General features: G+C 34.4%; 21 protein-coding genes, 1 pseudogene and 1 riboswitch. Of the genes and pseudogenes, 19 read left to right on the forward strand and 3 right to left on the reverse strand.

Annotated elements, in window-relative coordinates:
* The first annotated feature begins 122 nt into the window (after positions 1–122).
* The 4 genes from ACYVEC_RS08965 to ACYVEC_RS08980 all read left to right on the forward strand — a co-directional run bounded on the left by ACYVEC_RS08965 (position 123) and on the right by ACYVEC_RS08980 (position 3314).
* Positions 123–569: a MarR family winged helix-turn-helix transcriptional regulator gene (locus ACYVEC_RS08965; RefSeq protein WP_000203340.1), complete on the forward strand. Its 447-nt coding sequence runs from the start codon at positions 123–125 to the stop codon at positions 567–569.
* A gap of 160 nt (positions 570–729) precedes the next feature.
* The gene (locus ACYVEC_RS08970) at positions 730–2424 is read left to right on the forward strand and encodes a M3 family oligoendopeptidase (protein WP_460506190.1); all 1695 of its coding nucleotides are present in this window, start codon (positions 730–732) and stop codon (positions 2422–2424) included.
* Positions 2425–2563: 139 nt separating this feature from the next.
* Positions 2564–3097, forward strand: a complete 534-nt coding sequence (locus tag ACYVEC_RS08975; RefSeq protein ID WP_016088772.1) for a DinB family protein — start codon at positions 2564–2566, stop codon at positions 3095–3097.
* Between the two features lie 100 nt (positions 3098–3197).
* Positions 3198–3314, forward strand: coding sequence for a DUF6254 family protein (locus ACYVEC_RS08980; RefSeq protein ID WP_000038254.1), 117 nt, complete (start codon positions 3198–3200; stop codon positions 3312–3314).
* 11 nt (positions 3315–3325) lie between these two features.
* On the opposite strand, the gene kinB is transcribed toward ACYVEC_RS08980, so the two are convergent.
* Entirely contained in the window at positions 3326–4534 is a 1209-nt protein-coding gene (kinB, locus tag ACYVEC_RS08985; RefSeq protein WP_048526810.1) for a sporulation sensor histidine kinase KinB, read from the reverse strand.
* Positions 4535–4741: 207 nt separating this feature from the next.
* Positions 4742–4785, forward strand: a riboswitch (PreQ1 riboswitch).
* A gap of 93 nt (positions 4786–4878) precedes the next feature.
* Between kinB and queC the strand changes: the two genes are divergently transcribed.
* Genes queC through queF form a run of 4 tightly spaced genes read left to right on the forward strand, consistent with a single transcriptional unit; the run spans position 4879 to position 7257 of the window.
* Positions 4879–5541, forward strand: coding sequence for a 7-cyano-7-deazaguanine synthase QueC (queC, locus tag ACYVEC_RS08990; protein WP_063224679.1), 663 nt, complete (start codon positions 4879–4881; stop codon positions 5539–5541).
* Entirely contained in the window at positions 5541–6032 is a 492-nt protein-coding gene (gene queD / locus ACYVEC_RS08995; RefSeq protein ID WP_063224498.1) for a 6-carboxytetrahydropterin synthase QueD, read from the forward strand. Before queC ends, queD begins: the two co-directional genes overlap by 1 nt.
* On the forward strand, positions 6025–6741 hold the full coding sequence (queE, locus tag ACYVEC_RS09000; RefSeq protein ID WP_199677666.1) for a 7-carboxy-7-deazaguanine synthase QueE: 717 nt from the start codon (positions 6025–6027) through the stop codon (positions 6739–6741). Before queD ends, queE begins: the two co-directional genes overlap by 8 nt.
* Before the next feature lie 18 nt (positions 6742–6759).
* Positions 6760–7257, forward strand: coding sequence for a preQ(1) synthase (queF, locus tag ACYVEC_RS09005; RefSeq protein WP_000918895.1), 498 nt, complete (start codon positions 6760–6762; stop codon positions 7255–7257).
* 55 nt (positions 7258–7312) lie between these two features.
* On the opposite strand, the gene ACYVEC_RS09010 is transcribed toward queF, so the two are convergent.
* On the reverse strand, positions 7313–7498 hold the full coding sequence (locus tag ACYVEC_RS09010) for a YkvS family protein (protein ID WP_001165081.1): 186 nt from the start codon (positions 7496–7498) through the stop codon (positions 7313–7315).
* A gap of 234 nt (positions 7499–7732) precedes the next feature.
* Here ACYVEC_RS09010 and ACYVEC_RS09015 point away from each other — a divergent pair, with 234 nt between their 5' ends.
* A complete protein-coding gene (locus ACYVEC_RS09015; protein WP_142332716.1) occupies positions 7733–7915 on the forward strand; it encodes a hypothetical protein in 183 nt (60 codons plus the stop codon).
* Between the two features lie 88 nt (positions 7916–8003).
* The gene (locus tag ACYVEC_RS09020; RefSeq protein ID WP_063224496.1) at positions 8004–8606 is read left to right on the forward strand and encodes a hypothetical protein; all 603 of its coding nucleotides are present in this window, start codon (positions 8004–8006) and stop codon (positions 8604–8606) included.
* Between the two features lie 34 nt (positions 8607–8640).
* Here ACYVEC_RS09020 and ACYVEC_RS09025 read toward each other — a convergent pair whose 3' ends face one another.
* Entirely contained in the window at positions 8641–9219 is a 579-nt protein-coding gene (locus tag ACYVEC_RS09025; protein WP_063224495.1) for a GNAT family N-acetyltransferase, read from the reverse strand.
* A 245-nt stretch (positions 9220–9464) separates the two neighbouring features.
* On the opposite strand from ACYVEC_RS09025, the gene ACYVEC_RS09030 reads away from it, so the two are divergent.
* The 9 genes and pseudogenes from ACYVEC_RS09030 to ACYVEC_RS09070 all read left to right on the forward strand — a co-directional run bounded on the left by ACYVEC_RS09030 (position 9465) and on the right by ACYVEC_RS09070 (position 16431).
* Positions 9465–9659 carry a hypothetical protein gene (locus ACYVEC_RS09030; protein ID WP_000356685.1) on the forward strand — a complete coding sequence of 65 codons (195 nt, stop codon included), beginning with the start codon at positions 9465–9467 and terminating at the stop codon, positions 9657–9659.
* A 26-nt stretch (positions 9660–9685) separates the two neighbouring features.
* Positions 9686–10003, forward strand: a complete 318-nt coding sequence (locus ACYVEC_RS09035; protein WP_000502198.1) for a hypothetical protein — start codon at positions 9686–9688, stop codon at positions 10001–10003.
* A gap of 476 nt (positions 10004–10479) precedes the next feature.
* Positions 10480–10839, forward strand: coding sequence for a class Ib ribonucleoside-diphosphate reductase assembly flavoprotein NrdI (gene nrdI / locus ACYVEC_RS09040; RefSeq protein ID WP_000959447.1), 360 nt, complete (start codon positions 10480–10482; stop codon positions 10837–10839).
* Positions 10826–11953 (forward strand): annotated as a pseudogene (locus tag ACYVEC_RS09045) (ribonucleotide reductase N-terminal alpha domain-containing protein); the annotation flags it as partial. The gene nrdI and the pseudogene ACYVEC_RS09045, both read left to right, overlap by 14 nt.
* 382 nt (positions 11954–12335) lie before the next feature.
* Complete coding sequence (locus tag ACYVEC_RS09050) at positions 12336–13286, forward strand: ribonucleotide reductase (RefSeq protein ID WP_306295567.1); 951 nt, start codon at positions 12336–12338, stop codon at positions 13284–13286.
* A 93-nt stretch (positions 13287–13379) separates the two neighbouring features.
* Complete coding sequence (gene nrdF, locus ACYVEC_RS09055) at positions 13380–14348, forward strand: class 1b ribonucleoside-diphosphate reductase subunit beta (RefSeq protein ID WP_001203014.1); 969 nt, start codon at positions 13380–13382, stop codon at positions 14346–14348.
* Between the two features lie 216 nt (positions 14349–14564).
* Positions 14565–14945, forward strand: a complete 381-nt coding sequence (locus ACYVEC_RS09060) for a GntR family transcriptional regulator (protein ID WP_000687513.1) — start codon at positions 14565–14567, stop codon at positions 14943–14945.
* Positions 14942–15640: an ABC transporter ATP-binding protein gene (locus ACYVEC_RS09065; protein ID WP_098555500.1), complete on the forward strand. Its 699-nt coding sequence runs from the start codon at positions 14942–14944 to the stop codon at positions 15638–15640. Before ACYVEC_RS09060 ends, ACYVEC_RS09065 begins: the two co-directional genes overlap by 4 nt.
* The gene (locus ACYVEC_RS09070) at positions 15637–16431 is read left to right on the forward strand and encodes a hypothetical protein (protein ID WP_063224493.1); all 795 of its coding nucleotides are present in this window, start codon (positions 15637–15639) and stop codon (positions 16429–16431) included. Before ACYVEC_RS09065 ends, ACYVEC_RS09070 begins: the two co-directional genes overlap by 4 nt.
* Positions 16432–16442: the final 11 nt, after the last annotated feature.

The raw sequence follows: 16442 nt of genomic DNA on the forward strand, positions 1-16442 counted from the left end.
TCATGCATAATATGTTTGGGGAGAGGTAATGAATGAGTGAATGCTCATTCGGGAATTACATGAAGTACTAAGCTGTTTTTTCTTTTTATTACTGAGAATTTAAGTGAAGGGTTGAAAGTTGTATGACATCAAATAATGAACGAGAAGATATTTCTCAATCTTTAAAAGTATTTATTGCATTATCTCGTGTACATCGTTCTGTTATGGATACTACAAATAAGTCTATACAAAGTAACGGGTTAAATCCAACTGAATTTGCTGTATTAGAACTGCTATATCATAAAGGTGGTCAACCACTTCAGCAAATTGGTGAGCGTATTTTAATAGCTAGTGGCAGCATTACATATGTTGTAGATAAGCTAGAGAAAAAGGGACTAGTAAAGAGAATTCCGTGCCCGAATGACAGACGTGTTATTTATGCACAACTAACTGAGTCGGGAGAGAACTTTATTGCTTCTATTTTTCCAGGGCATGAGCAAGTTATACATCAGTCTTTTGAAATGTTAACGAAAGAGGAAAAGGATGAATTACTTGATCTATTAAAAAAGATTGGAAAGTATGAAAAATAATAGTATGTTCCAAAGGAGCTTTGGATAAAGAAATCCAAGGCTTTTTTGTTTACATGTAATTATGACAGCATTTGCCGTATTTTGCTGAAGAATAAGAGGAGATTTGTAAGTAAGCATTGAATTATAGTAAGGATGCATATAATGGAGAGGAGGCTCGTTCATGTCATTTAAAGACTATGAATATAAACGGCCACATATTGAAGAATTAAAAGAGAAGTTTACTGTTGCTTTAGAGAAGTTTGATAACGCAAAAACTGTAGAAGAACAAAAGCAAGTCATTCATTCAATTAACGAAATTCGCAACGATTTTGGTACAATGGGGAATCTTTGTTATATTCGTCATTCTGTTGATACGACAGATGCTTTTTATAAGGAAGAGCAAGATTTCTTTGATGAATTCTCTCCAGTTGTACAAGGATATGGTACAAAGTATTATAATGCGTTAATTCATTCTCCATTCCGTAAAGAATTAGAAGCGTATTATGGGAAGCAATTATTTGCCCTTGCGGAGTGTGATTTAAAAACATATTCTGATGAAGTCGTGAAAGATTTACAATTAGAGAATAAATTGTCTTCACAATATACACAGTTATTAGCGTCTGCAAAAATTGACTTTGCAGGAGAAGAAAGAACGTTATCACAGCTTATTCCATTTATGCAAGGGAAGGAAAGAAGTGAACGTAAAGCAGCAAGTGAAGCATATTACGGTTTTTTATCTGAGAATGAGGAAGAGTTAGATCGTATTTATGATGAGCTTGTTAAAGTGAGAACGAAAATTGCCAAATCTTTAGGTTTCAAAAACTTTGTTGAACTTGGATATGCAAGAATGTACCGTACAGATTATAATGCGGAAATGGTGGCGAATTATCGTCAGCAAGTACTTGATTATATTGTTCCAGTTACAACCGAATTAAGACAAAGACAAAAAGCACGTATTCGTGTAGAAAAATTAGCATATTATGATGAGAACTTTGAGTTTTCTACTGGTAATCCAACTCCAAAAGGAGATGCGGATTGGATTGTTAATCATGGGAAAACGATGTATAAAGAGTTATCGGCTGAAACGGATGAATTTTTCAATTTCATGCTAGATAATGATTTATTAGATTTAGTTGCGAAAAAAGGAAAAGTTGGCGGTGGATATTGTACATATATCGAGAATTATAAAGCGCCATTTATATTCTCAAACTTCAACGGAACATCTGGCGACATTGACGTATTAACACATGAAGCTGGTCATGCTTTCCAAGTATATGAAAGTCGTAAGTTTGAAATTCCAGAATACAACTGGCCAACGTATGAAGCTTGTGAAATTCATTCTATGAGTATGGAATTCTTTACATGGCCATGGATGAAGTTATTCTTTGAAGAAGATGCAGATAAATATTACTTCTCTCACCTAAGTTCAGCACTTCTGTTTTTACCGTATGGTGTATCTGTTGATGAATATCAACATTATGTATATGAAAATCCAGAAGCTTCGCCAGAAGAGCGTAAGACAGCATGGCGTAATATAGAGAAAAAGTATTTGCCGCATCGTGATTATGAAGATAATGATTATTTAGAGCGCGGTGGATTCTGGCAACGTCAAGGGCATATTTATAGCTCGCCGTTCTACTATATCGACTACACGTTAGCACAAATTTGCGCACTGCAATTTTGGAAACGTGCAAGAGATAATAGACAAGAGGCGTGGGAAGATTATGTGAATCTTTGCCAACAAGGTGGAAGTAAATCGTTCTTAGAATTAGTAGAAGTTGCAAATTTAACATCACCATTTGCTGAAGGCTGTGTAAAAAGCGTCATTACAGAAATTGAAGCATGGCTACATGCGATTGACGACACAAAATTGTAAAAAACATGCGCTTTTTTTCACATGTTTAACATCGACATAATGTGAAAATGATGAGATAATAAAAGAAAATTCAGAATACTAAAGAGGTGTTTCTAATAAGGAGCACCTCTTTTCACCAACAAAAAGGGGGGAAAGAAGTATGCTTCAATCTAATATGGATGTGAGTTTAGAAAGTTTGGTGAACTCATTACAGTCTACTCGAAGCACGCTATTATCAGAAATTGAAATGTTAAATGATACAGAAGTGAATGTAAAGCCACGCCGTGATAAATGGAGTATTATTCAAATTTTGCATCACTTGCATTTAGTTGAACAATCTGTCACGTCTGCCCTTGTATATGCTTTACAAAAAAATGAAAGAAACACGACTCCATTTAAAGACCTCCAACTTACGCTTGATCGCACACATAAACGAGAAGCTCCTCAGCAAATGCAACCAACAGAAACGTTAATGAAAAAACAGCAAGGAATTCAATTACTAGAACATTCACGACAAGAACTATTACACGCGCTTCATAGTGTTATAGATGAAAAAGATCTATTTGAAAATGGATTAAAGCATCCTGTTTTTAATGATCTGAATTTGTATCAGTGGATTCAATTTCTTGATTTGCATGAACAAAGACATCTTACGCAGTTAAAAGAGGCGAAACACGCAATTTTACAAAGATAATTAGGAAGAAGTGGGAGACCACTTCTTTTTTGATATGTGCATAGTTTTCTTTCTTATTTTGGAATACTAGATGGAGAAAGGAAAGAAGGAGTTGAAAAGTATGTCCAAGAAAAAGAAAGAAGAAGAGCGCGCTTGGAAAGCACGTAAAGAAAATCAAAAACCACATGGAAAAGTGAAAGCTTTTGCTGAATTAGTTGAAGGAACAGAAAAAACGTGATGATTATTTCATCACGTTTTTTGTATGAGTGGAAAAGTTAATAAGAAGGTTGTACCGATTCCTTTTTCACTTATAATATCAATTTTTCCATTCATAGCTTGAACAACACTGAATACGACCATCATTCCAAGTCCAGTCCCTTTTTCTTTTGTTGAGTAGAAAGGAGAGCCAAGACGCTTCACTTGTTCGGTATCCATACCGACTCCTGTATCTTTTATATATAACTGAATATGTTTATGATCAGGAACTAATGTGAAATAAAGATCACCGCCTTTTGGCATGGCCTCAATGCAGTTTTTTAAAATATTTAACAAGCATTGATTTAGTTTTTGTTTTTCTCCCGCGATAAAAAAAGAAGTGCTTTGCTTTATATAATGTGTACGCACATTTGCTAAATTAGCAAGCGGTGTAATTAACGATAATGCATGTAGTAGTTCTTCTTCTAACTGTAATCTTTGTTCTTTTTCAATACTTGGTTTTGCAAAGGTTAAATAATCTGTAAGAACGTGGTTTGCTTGTTCGATTCCGTTGATGGCTATGTCAATATATAATTTTCGCTCCTGCTCAGTACATGTATCTGATTGTAAAAGTTGCAAAAATCCTTTCGTTGAAGTTAATGGATTGCGAATTTCATGAGAGATAGACGCTGCCATTTCACCAATTAAATGAAATTTTTCAGCATTCATAAGTTCGTTTTGGAGACGCACTTGAGTTTGTAATATGTGTAGTAAATATAAAATAAGGATCGTACCAAGTATCGTACATAACTCATACACAATAATATGTGGTATATAATCAGCCTTGTTTGTAACCTTTGAAAGGAAGAAAGGTATCCAACTAAATCCGTATGTGAGACTGTAGATAATAGCAAGTATTATTTTTATACGATTAGAAGTTCGATTGAAAAATTTGTATGTAAATAATAGGACAATAAATAGAAGGATAGAACCGATAATCGATGGGAAAACACCTATTCCTCCTAATAAGAAGCGGTATATATTTAATACAACTAATATAGATCCACCAGCAATAGGACCTCCGGTTAATGTACCGACAATTAATACGATATGACGCATATCAAATTGAAATCCATAATTTGTTTTTGCTGCGAAAGTGATACATAGTATAGTAACGAGGCAACATAATACAATAAATATTGCTGAATTTAATTTAGGAGAACGTTTCCCTTTTTGATTCCAAAATAAATGGTATACGAGCATTGTAACAAGGATGAATAATATATTTAAAAAGAGATAAATAATAAAGGGTTTCAGTGGGATGCCTCCTCTCTTCTCACATTAAATTAATCATACTATAAAATGAAAGAAATGAAATGAGAAATAGCGGAAAAATCAGAAATTTTTTCTGGTAGTATACAATATGTTACAATAACCTTTGTCAATGAAAGAAGGAATTCCGTGCAATGCACGGGAGAGGTTCGCGAACTCCCTCTATAAAAAACTATGGAAACAACAATATCTTTAGGTATTGTTTTGTTTTTTTATTGTGACAGTTCAAGAACGTTCTTTCTTCTTATTCGTAGTAGAGAAGGAGAATGAGTGAAATGAAAAAAGAAAAGGCAGTTGTTGTTTTTAGTGGAGGACAAGATAGTACGACATGTTTATTTTGGGCAATAGAGCAGTTTGCAGAAGTAGAGGCTGTAACGTTTAATTACAATCAACGTCATAAGCTAGAAATTGATTGTGCAGCGGAAATTGCAAAAGAGCTAGGAATTAAACATACGGTACTAGATATGAGTCTATTAAATCAACTTGCTCCAAATGCGTTAACGAGAACCGATATGGAGATTACACATGAAGAAGGTAAATTGCCATCGACGTTTGTAGATGGACGAAATTTACTATTCTTATCATTTGCTGCTGTATTAGCAAAACAAGTTGGAGCACGTCATATTGTAACGGGTGTATGTGAAACTGATTTTAGTGGTTATCCAGATTGCCGTGACGTGTTTGTGAAATCGTTAAACGTTACTTTAAATTTATCCATGGATTATCCGTTTGTGATTCATACACCACTTATGTGGATTGATAAAGCGGAAACATGGAAATTATCAGATGAACTTGGAGCATTCGAGTTTGTTCGAGAAAAAACATTAACATGTTATAACGGAATCATTGGTGATGGTTGCGGTGAATGTCCAGCATGTCAACTTCGTAAAGCAGGATTAGATACGTACCTACAAGAACGCGAAGGAGCGAGTAACTAATGGATAATTTCTTTGGATTTCGCATTGTAGAAAATTTGCAAAAAATGGACGAGGATATTCAGCGTAAACAGCTCAAATATCATAATAAAAGAGTAATGGTCAGCAAGGAATTTACATTTGATGCAGCACACCATTTACACTGTTATGAAGGAAAATGTAAAAACTTACATGGTCACACATATAAAGTTGTATTTGGGATTAGTGGATATGTAAATGAGATAGGTCTTGCGATTGACTTTGGAGATATAAAAGAAATTTGGAAGAATGAAATAGAAATTTATTTAGACCATCGTTATTTAAACGAAACGTTACCAGCGATGAATACGACTGCTGAAAACATGGTCGTTTGGATTTACGAAAAGATGGCAGAAGCATTATTAAAAGATAATCGTGCGAACGAATATAAAGGAGCTCGTGTTGAATTTGTTCGTCTTTTCGAGACGCCAACTAGTTATGCGGAAGTAAGACGGGAGTGGATGCTCGATGAGTAAAATCCCTGTCTTAGAAATATTTGGTCCAACTATTCAAGGTGAAGGAATGGTTGTAGGACAAAAGACGATGTTTATTCGTACAGCTGGTTGTGATTATAGCTGCGCTTGGTGTGATTCTGCTTTTACGTGGGATGGATCGGCTAAAGATCATATTAGACAGATGACAGCAGAAGACGTTTGGAATGAGCTTGTAGAAATTGGTGGCGAAAATTTTTCTCATGTTACGATTTCAGGTGGAAATCCAGCATTGCTGAAAAATATTGAGTTTCTTCTTTCTATATTAAAAGAGAATGGAATGCGAACAGCAATCGAAACGCAAGGGAGTAAATGGCAAGATTGGTTACTTCAAATTGATGAGATAACGATTTCTCCAAAGCCACCAAGTTCGAAGATGAATACTGATTTTCAGAAGTTAGATGCTGTTATTCAGAAACTAGCAGGAAAAGATATTAGTTTAAAGGTAGTAGTATTTGACGATTATGACTTCGAGTATGCAGTTAAGATGCACGAACGTTATCCAGATGTACCATTTTTCTTACAAGTAGGGAATGATGATACAAAAACAGTGGATGATGCGATGCTGATTAAGAAATTATTAGATAAGTATGAGTGGCTGATTGATAAAGCTGTAAATTGTAAAGAGATGAATAATGCAAAAGTATTGCCGCAGCTTCATGCCTTAGTATGGGGAAATAAACGCGGAGTATAATGAGAAGGGATGTTTAAAATGGCAGGAAGATTAGATGAAGATTTAAAAGATGTAACATTATTAGGAAATCAAAATACAAAATATTTATTTGAATATAGCCCAGAAATTTTAGAGGTATTTGATAATAATCATCCAAACCGTGATTATTTTGTGAAATTTAATTGTCCTGAATTTACAAGTTTATGTCCGAAAACAGGCCAACCAGACTTTGCAACAATTTATATTAGCTACATTCCAGAACAAAGAATGGTAGAGAGTAAATCTTTAAAGCTATATTTATTTAGTTTCCGCAATCACGGTGACTTCCACGAAGATTGCATGAACGTTATTATGAATGATTTAATTAAATTAATGGATCCGCGTTACATTGAGGTATGGGGGAAATTCACACCACGTGGAGGGATTTCAATTGATCCTTACTGCAACTATGGTCGCCCGGGAACGAAGTATGAGCAAATGGCAGACTACCGCATGATGAACCATGATCTATATCCAGAAACAATTGATAATCGTTAATATATAATAGAAAGAAAGGATCTGTATGTTATACAGATCCTTTCTTTCTATTATATTATGCATTTTGATTAATGACAGTATAGTTTTTATGACTTACAACTGTAAGAGGTTCCATATCTAGTTCTCTAAAATTTTCCATAATTGTTATATCTACAATAACGGAGTTTTGATTTACTTTTTGAACACGGCCTTGCATTCCACCTTTAAATTCGATGATATCTCCAGTTTCTGCGATCTGCATAAGCAACTCTCCTTGTTACAGTTTTCCCAAAAAAAGAATAAATTTGGGTTTTTTATTTCCTCCTATTTTGAACCATATTTCCTACTTTGTAAATGTTTCCAAAGTAAAAATTCGAAAAATATTCACTTTTTGTAAGAAAATATACGAAAAACCCATGTTATTAGGAGAAATAATGGTAGAAATGCATGTATCTTTATATAGGGGTATAATAAAGGTATAAGATAACCTGCTAAAGTGGGAGAAATTAGAGGCGGTAAAATGATGTTTGAATTTGTGGGGAGTGCTATAGCTTTAACTTTGTTTTTATTTTCTTATATACATTTAAAAAAGATTCGTCATCATGAAACGACTACATATTTTGATGGGATGGATGGTATACATGCTTCAATCACACATGAGAGTGGCGGGGATATGTAAAGGTGTATAACTTTCTTTTTTTGCGTGGTATGATATATAAAAATAGTACATAATAGAGTTCGTAAGTGATGAATGGAGAGTGGAAAGAATGAAGATTTCTTTTATTCGTCATGGTCGCTTAGATCGTACTATAGAACCAATGACGGTTACATTCTTTCATGAATGGATGAAAGGATATGACTTACATACTATAACAGAGAAAGCACCTATACCATTGGAAACAAGGGAAGCGGTTGAAGCAGCAAAATTGATTTTAACGAGTGATCAAAGGTGTGCAGTACAGTCAGCAGCTGAATTAGTGGATTCTTTATCTTTTATGCAAAATGCTCTTTTTAGGGAAGCTGAAGTTCCGACGAGTTTTTATGCTCCAAAATGGTTAAAATGTAAACCTAACGTATGGATGTTTATCGGACGAACAGTATGGATACTTGGTTACCATAAAGATGTTGAGTCTTATAAGGAAGTAAGGGAGAGGGCAAAGCAAGCGGCTTACTTATTACACCGTTACGCTCTCGTACATGGAAGTATTGCTCTTGTAGGTCATAATTATGTGAATGTAATGATTGGTACGGAACTGAGAGCAATGGGATGGTCTGGTACGCCTATTTTGCATAGAGAGCCATGGGGATGTACAACATATACGTTTCATGAGGCGATGAATGGAAATATATTAAATACGAATTTAACATAAAAGCACACGATGTATATACATCGTGTGCTTTTTTTTAAGATATAGAAATTTGGATGTTCAATGGTTTTACAAGGTGTGCATAAGGTTCGCCTACAAGCATAACGATTTGATCTTTTTTATAACCTAGTTTTTCGTATAGTGAATAGGCACGTTTGTTTTCTAAATTAACAAGTAATGCGATTTTTTCATGTTCCTTTTCAGTTGCATGAATTTCAGCAGCTTCAATTAATTTAGAACCAATTCCTTTTCCACCATGTGCACTTGAAACTGATAATGTATCAATGTAATATTCATCAAGTTCAGCTTCTTTTTCTAACGTAATCGATTCATCTTTATGTAATTCTCTTAAGTGATGTACAATTGGTTCATCAAGCCTTGTTGCCTCACTACCGTGATAAGCGACAATAACTCCAACTGCACCCCCGTCTTGCTCATATACAAAACAGTTTTCATAGCTCAGTCGATTGCCCTCTTTTGAGAACCATGTTTCAAGTCCTAGTAATACTTCGGTCTCAACTGTGCTACCTGTGATTTTTTCAGCAATTTCGTGCAGAGCATTATACAATAAAGGAGCTATTGCCGTTGCATCTGTCTTTTTTGCTTTCCGAATCATAGTATCCCTCCTAATTCTATTTATATATTGTAGCATAGTGGTATGGAACTTTGCATAATTGAATGTCGAAATGTTTGATATAGAGAAGTAGCTATGTTAGTATATGATATTTAGTGGACATATAATAAAGAGATATCTTTTGAAAAATAATGAAAATGAAATGAAGGTATAGCATCTGGATAATTTTACAGTTGTTGACCTATAGAATATAAGATAAAATAAAATATTGCATAGAGGTGAAATACATGGATAAAGAATTAGCAAATACAATTTTGGATCAGCTGAAAAATGGTGAAATAAAGGAGTATGTTGTTACGAAAGATGTATTTTATACGTTCAGAGAAGTTGTAGTAAGTAGGGAAGACTTTAAACATATTATTGGGAACGCACAGCGCGGCGGACAAGTAATTTATACATATTCAGAAACGCCACGTTCGTAACTAGAAGAATATAGGGGAGGAGAATTATGGGCGATTTTAAACAAGGCATATTACCGCATTGGGATTATATGTGGAAAGATAGAGCCGGTAATCGATTTATGGGGATGGTTATGTATCCAGAGAAACGAAAGTGTTCGGCAAAAATGCTTCAGAAAATAAAAAGAGCATATGAAGAGGCTATAGAAATTAAAGTAACTGTACAAGTTCAACATACATATCAGTACGTAGAAGGAATGATTGTTTACTTTGATGAAGAAGCTCCTGTATGTACAATGATTGATAAAGATGAAAATCCACATCATATTTTTGTAAAAGATATTTTGCGTATTGAGCACTCTGAATAATCTTTTCATAAATAAGTTGAATTTCCATAATAATTATCTTTTTCTATAATAGTTATCTTTTAGTATGTAACGCGAACCGAAAGTATATGTATAATATTTAATAAAGTAAAATTGATAAATGTAATCGTTTTTTAGAACAGATTATCGTTTCCTGTCTGTTCTTTTTTGCGTGATGCTGGAGAAATATATTCCTCCAGCATTTGCCGTTTTATGACAAAATACATTGGAACCTTTTTTAAAAATAAGGTTAAATTCGTTGACAACTTTTTTGAAAAGCACTTTATTGACATGAGTTTTAGAATGTTGTTTCATAGTCATTGTATTGAAAAAAATCGACTGTCTTGTCGAAAAGTAAAAGTTAAAAAAAGAAAGAATTTATACATATATCTTGTGTCTTATTTTGAAACGTAATACAATATATAGAGAAATCAAGAACAACATATAGAGAATATAGATTGGAGAGGGAGGGGTCGGAAATGTTAGTTGCATATGATTCCATGACAGGAAACGTGAAGCGTTTCATCCACAAATTAAATATGCCGGCCGTTCAAATTGATGAAGATCTAGTAATAGATGAAGACTTTATTCTTATTACGTATACAACAGGTTTTGGCAATGTACCAGAACGTGTTTTAGACTTTTTAGAGCGCAATAATGAAAAATTAAAAGGCGTATCTGCAAGCGGCAATCGTAACTGGGGAGACATGTTCGGTGCAAGTGCTGACAAAATTTCTACTAAATATGAAGTGCCTATTGTATCAAAATTTGAGTTATCTGGAACAAATAACGATGTAGAATATTTTAAGGAAAGGGTGCGGGAGATTGCGACACATTGAACTGAATAATGAAATCACGCAAATGCAGGACGGTTTTTATCAGCTTCATAAGGATAAAGAGGCATTAGAAGTCTTTATGGAAGAAGCTAGAGAGAATACCGTTTCTTTTAATAGCGTGGCAGAGCGAATGGAGTATATGAAAGAACATGATTACTATTACAACGTTCTGGACGAGTATAGCTTGGAGGAAGTAGAAGAGGTATATAACATCGCTTATGGTGAAAACTTCGAGTTCCAATCTTATATGGCAGCATCTAAGTTCTACAAAGATTATGCGTTAAAAACGAATGATCAAAAACAATACTTAGAAAGCTATGAAGATCGTGTAGCAATTGTGTCATTATACTTAGGACGCGGTGATGTTGCGAAAGCAAAACAATTCGCAAGCATGATTGTCAAACAAAACTACCAACCAGCGACACCAACCTTTTTAAATGCGGGAAGAAGCAGAAGAGGAGAAATGGTGTCTTGTTTCTTGTTAGAGATGGATGATAGCTTAAATTCAATCGGCTTTAACATTAATACTGCAATGCAATTATCGAAAATCGGCGGAGGAGTAGCTTTAAACTTATCTAAGCTACGCGCACGTGGTGAGCAAATTAAAGGTATCGACAACGCTGCAAGTGGTGTAGTGCCCGTTATGAAATTGCTTGAAGATTCGTTTTCATATGCGAATCAACTTGGCCAACGAAAAGGTGCCGGTGCAGTATACTTAAACATTTTCCATTGGGATATTATTGAATTCCTTGATACAAAAAAAATAAATGCCGATGAGAAGAGCCGTATTCAGTCTCTATCAATCGGAATTATCGTTCCAAGTAAGTTCTTTGAGCTTGCTGAGAAAAACGAACCTTTCCATGTTTTCGCGCCTTATACGGTGTATAAAGAATACGGAAAGCATTTAGATGATATTGATATCGATGAAATGTACGATGAATTAATGAGCAATCCGAAAGTGAAGAAGAAGCCTCTAGATATTAGTGCGCGTGACATGCTTATTAAAATTGCTATGATTCAGCTTGAGTCTGGTTATCCGTACTTAATGTTTAAATCAAATGCAAATAACCAACATCCATTGAAGGATATTGGAACTGTGAAGATGTCGAACTTGTGTTAAATATGTAGCACCTTCTAGTAGAAATGCTAGTCGAAAACTCCGTTAAACGGGGAAAGCCTCAAATTTGAGGTAACCTACCGTGCTAAATCTTATCTTAGAATGAAAATATAAAAGTTCAGAATGTATCTTATTATTTTGTATAGCAGAGTTATGGGACAACATAAAGTAATAAGAGACTTTCTGAAAGATTAAGATAAGTAAAAGCCTAACGACTATCCCTTATGGGAGTAGAGCGCAAGCGATTGGCGTTCGAAAAGCGGAGCACCTAATCAGGTAATGCTGTAGGTGGTGATATAGTCTGTCCTGTATGGTGACATACAGCAGTTGCATGAGCAACGGACTGAGGAGTAGCGGACTCAGTTGAACATTCGAGACAGAAATCTTCCAGCTTCAAGAAACTTCTGAAATTAACGATTACGGTACAGATGACATTATCCGTCGTGATATTAACTGTAACTTAGGATCGTTAAATATCGTAAATGTAATGGAAAATAAAGAAATTCGTGAAGCCGTTCATGCGGGAATGGAAGCTTTAACAGCTGTTTCTGATATGACGATTATTCCGAATGCACCAACTGTGAAAAAAGCAAATGATGAGCTTCATTCAGTTGGACTTGGCGCAATGAACTTACACGGATATTTATCCAAAAACAAAATCGCATATGAAAGTGCAGAAGCGAAAGAGTTCGCTCGTACATTCTTTATGATGTTAAATTACTACTCTATTGAGAAAAGTATGGAAATCGCTAAAGAAAAAGGCGAAACATTTAAAGACTTCGATAAGTCTGATTATGCGAATGGCACATACTTTGAAAAGTATGAAACGACAGATTACAGCCCAGTAACTGAAAAAGTTCAGCAATTATTTGAAGGAATTCACATTCCAACAAAAGAAGATTGGACAAGTTTAAAAGAGCAAGTGAAGAAGAATGGATTATATAATTCCTACCGTCTTGCTATTGCTCCAACACAATCTATCAGTTACGTTCAAAATGCAACTTCAAGCGTAATGCCGATCGTAAGTCAAATCGAATCAAGAACATATGCGAATGCGACAACATATTATCCAATGCCATATTTATCAAAAGATACGTTCTGGTACTATAAATCTTCTTACGATATGAATCAGTTTAAATTAATTGATTTAATCGCAGAAATTCAAGAACATATTGACCAAGGAATTAGTACAATTCTTTACGTTAATAGTGATATTTCAACACGTGAATTAGCACGTTACTACATCTATGCACATAAAAAAGGTTTAAAGAGTCTGTATTATACGAGAACACGTAAATTAAGCGTGGAAGAGTGTGTGGCTTGTACCGTTTAATATAAGAAGTGAGACATGATGAGCAGGGTTTTCTGAACCCTGCTCATGCTTAGTTATCAATTTTTCATGTTTATTTAGAGAAGGGGCGATTGAATGCGTGCGGTAAACTGGAACAAAAAAGAAGATGATTTTAGTTTAATGTTTTGGAAGCAAAACATCGCTCAGTTTTGGACAGAAGAAGAAATCGCAGTGTCTTCTGACAAAAATACTTGGGCGCAATTATCAAAAGAAGAGCAGGTTGCTTATAAGCGTGTATTAGGTGGCTTAACACTTTTAGATACGAAACAAGGCGGCGAAGGGATGCCACTTGTACTTGTTCATCTTGAAAATTTACAAGCAAAAAGTGTATTAGCTTTCATGGGAGCTATGGAAGAAGTACATGCGAAGAGTTACAGTCATATTTTCACAACGTTAGCTACTGAAGAAGAAATCGATGATATTTTTGAATGGGTAGATAAACATCCATTACTTGAGAAAAAGGCTGGTATTGTTACTAGTTATTATCGTCGTTTATTAAAGCCTGAAGTAACGAAAAAAGAGTTATACATGGCGATGGTAGCAAGTGTATTCTTAGAAAGTTATTTATTCTATAGTGGATTCTTCTATCCGCTTTACTTAGCAGGTCAAGGTAAATTGACGGCAAGTGGTGAAATTATTAACTTAATAATTCGTGATGAATCAATTCACGGCGTATTCGTCGGTATTTTAGCACAACAAATCTTCGCAGAACTTTCTGCAGAAGATCAGCAAGAAGTGCAAAAAGAAACGCAAGAGTTATTAATGGAACTATATGAAATTGAAATGGCATACACAGAAGAAATTTATACTTCTATCGGTCTTGTAGAAGATGTAAATCGTTTCGTTCGTTACAATGCGAATAAGGGACTTATGAACTTAGGACTTGAGCCGAAGTTTGAAGAAGAAGAAATTAACCCAATCGTTTTAAATGGTTTACGTACAGATACGAAAAACCATGATTTCTTCTCTGTAAAAGGAAATGGTTACGTAAAAGCAACGAACGTTGAAAAGTTAGCTGACGATGACTTCGTGTTTAATTTTTAATATATGATCATAAAGAAAAGCTGTCTTATTCATTGATAAGACAGCTTTTCTTTATGATTTTGTTTACATAACACTATTATTTTCATATAACGAGTTCTGTTTAAAAAGTTCTATTCAGCTAATGGATAGAACTTTTTTGTAATTTAATGGGTATTTACAAACGTCTTGTATCAGTGTATTATTTAACTAGTACACCGATACAAAAGGAGGGAAGAAATGAAAATAGAGTTTTCTCCAAATACACCAATTTACATTCAGGTAATGGAATACATAAAAAAAGAAATCGTAACAGGACATTTATTGCCTGGTGATAAAATTCCCTCTGTACGTGAATTAGCGAGTGAATTACAAGTAAATCCAAATACGATTCAGCGTACATTTCAAGAGCTAGAGCGGGATGGGGTTGTTGTAACACGTAGAGGAATGGGACGATATGTAACGAATGAAGGGGAGAAAATTATGGAGCTGCGAAAAGAGATGGCGAAAGAATTACTTCATTCTTTTATAGATGGAATGGACAATTTAGGTTTTTCAGAAGAAGAAATTCTTACAATCCTTCGTTCTTCATTACATGAGAAGAGGGAGGAGAGCGAATGACAGAGCTATTAAAAATAGAAAACTTATGGAAGAGATACGGGTTAAAAGCAGTGATCCGTGAATTAAACATAGAGATTACGGAAGGGAAAATTATAGGGCTTGTTGGAGATAACGGGAGCGGGAAAACGACGTTATTGAAAATGATTGCTGGTCTGCAGCACCCTTCTGAAGGGAGTATTACAATCGCTGGTAAAAAGGTAGGATTAGAAACGAAAGAAATTGTTTCTTTTATGTCGGATAAACCAGTATTTGATGATTGGATGACGGTTAAAGATTCCTTATTTTTCTATAGAGACTTTTATAAAGACTTTGATATTCAAAAAGCGGTAGATACAATCGCCGAATTTAAAATACCGCTAGAAGAAAGAATTACAGCTTTATCAAAAGGTATGGTTGAAAAACTACAAATTATTTTAACGTTTTCTCGGAAAGCGAAGTTATACGTATTAGATGAACCGCTTGGCGGGATTGATCTCGTTTCTAGGGAACACGTACTGGAACTTATTTTACAGTTTTATCGCGAAGATTGTACCATTTTAATTGCAACACATTTAATTGGAGAAGTGGAAAACATTTTTGACGAAGTAATCATTTTAAAAGATGGTGAAAGTGTACTTCATGAAAATGTAGAGGAGTTACGCTTCCGGCGAGGAAAAGCTGTTACGGATTTGTTTAAGGAGGTGTTTAGTAGATGAAGGCCAGTTTAATATATATGTACAATGCGAATAAAAAACAAATTTTTATTTCGTTATTGTCATTCATATTTATTGTAGCTGTCGCTTTTGTAAGTATGGGGAATTATATTAAACAAGAATCAGGAGAAGTAAGGCAAATGATTATTATTGCTTTAGTATTCTTAGTTTATATGATTTTTGCAGTATTAGTATTTCTGCAGGCGATATCTGCGTTCGGGAAAATGACCGAAAGTACATTATTTCGATTAACACCGATATCTGGTAAAAAAATTGTTTTAGCAATATTGTCATATGCGGCAGTTAGCTTCATGTGTTTTGAAGTAATAGGTGCTATGTTTGTCTATAGTATTTCGATGAAAGTAATAAAAGGTACAGAACTCTATGGATTGTTATTTACGGAAAGTACAATTGAGATAGATATAGTAAAACAATTATTTAGTAGTGTGTTATATGTATTTAATTTATCAAGTATATTGTTAGTTTTACTTTTTACAGTAGCTGGTGTGAAAGTATTTTCTTTGAAAAAGAAAAAAATGGAGTATGTAATTATTTTCTTCTTATTTTTACTAGTAACGAAAGTAATCAATCTGATATATGAAATGCTGGGCCGACTTGCGCCTACACCTACTTTTATTAAAAAATCAGTTTATATAGATGAATCAGTGGATATAAATCTCATACTATATCCAGAAAGTCTTATGAATTTATATAGTATTACTTTTTCAATCGGTATATTTGTTTTACTTGTTTATATAACAGGTCGCATAATCGATAAAAAATTAGAAGTCTAAAGGAGGAATCG

Source organism: Bacillus sp. MN7755 (genome assembly GCF_054771475.1).

Coding starts and splice junctions, on each gene's coding strand:
- ACYVEC_RS09025 (WP_063224495.1), bottom strand. CDS start 9,219: ATGATTCGGAAAGCAAAAAAGACAGATGCAACGGCAATAGCTCCTTTA.
- nrdI (WP_000959447.1), top strand. CDS start 10,480: ATGTTAGTTGCATATGATTCCATGACAGGAAACGTGAAGCGTTTCATC.
- queF (WP_000918895.1), top strand. CDS start 6,760: ATGGCAGGAAGATTAGATGAAGATTTAAAAGATGTAACATTATTAGGA.
- ACYVEC_RS09060 (WP_000687513.1), top strand. CDS start 14,565: ATGAAAATAGAGTTTTCTCCAAATACACCAATTTACATTCAGGTAATG.
- ACYVEC_RS09010 (WP_001165081.1), bottom strand. CDS start 7,498: ATGCAGATCGCAGAAACTGGAGATATCATCGAATTTAAAGGTGGAATG.
- queC (WP_063224679.1), top strand. CDS start 4,879: ATGAAAAAAGAAAAGGCAGTTGTTGTTTTTAGTGGAGGACAAGATAGT.
- ACYVEC_RS08965 (WP_000203340.1), top strand. CDS start 123: ATGACATCAAATAATGAACGAGAAGATATTTCTCAATCTTTAAAAGTA.
- ACYVEC_RS09035 (WP_000502198.1), top strand. CDS start 9,686: ATGGGCGATTTTAAACAAGGCATATTACCGCATTGGGATTATATGTGG.
- kinB (WP_048526810.1), bottom strand. CDS start 4,534: ATGCTCGTATACCATTTATTTTGGAATCAAAAAGGGAAACGTTCTCCT.
- ACYVEC_RS08970 (WP_460506190.1), top strand. CDS start 730: ATGTCATTTAAAGACTATGAATATAAACGGCCACATATTGAAGAATTA.
- queD (WP_063224498.1), top strand. CDS start 5,541: ATGGATAATTTCTTTGGATTTCGCATTGTAGAAAATTTGCAAAAAATG.
- ACYVEC_RS09020 (WP_063224496.1), top strand. CDS start 8,004: ATGAAGATTTCTTTTATTCGTCATGGTCGCTTAGATCGTACTATAGAA.
- nrdF (WP_001203014.1), top strand. CDS start 13,380: ATGCGTGCGGTAAACTGGAACAAAAAAGAAGATGATTTTAGTTTAATG.
- ACYVEC_RS08980 (WP_000038254.1), top strand. CDS start 3,198: ATGTCCAAGAAAAAGAAAGAAGAAGAGCGCGCTTGGAAAGCACGTAAA.
- ACYVEC_RS09065 (WP_098555500.1), top strand. CDS start 14,942: ATGACAGAGCTATTAAAAATAGAAAACTTATGGAAGAGATACGGGTTA.
- ACYVEC_RS08975 (WP_016088772.1), top strand. CDS start 2,564: ATGCTTCAATCTAATATGGATGTGAGTTTAGAAAGTTTGGTGAACTCA.
- ACYVEC_RS09030 (WP_000356685.1), top strand. CDS start 9,465: ATGGATAAAGAATTAGCAAATACAATTTTGGATCAGCTGAAAAATGGT.
- queE (WP_199677666.1), top strand. CDS start 6,025: ATGAGTAAAATCCCTGTCTTAGAAATATTTGGTCCAACTATTCAAGGT.
- ACYVEC_RS09070 (WP_063224493.1), top strand. CDS start 15,637: ATGAAGGCCAGTTTAATATATATGTACAATGCGAATAAAAAACAAATT.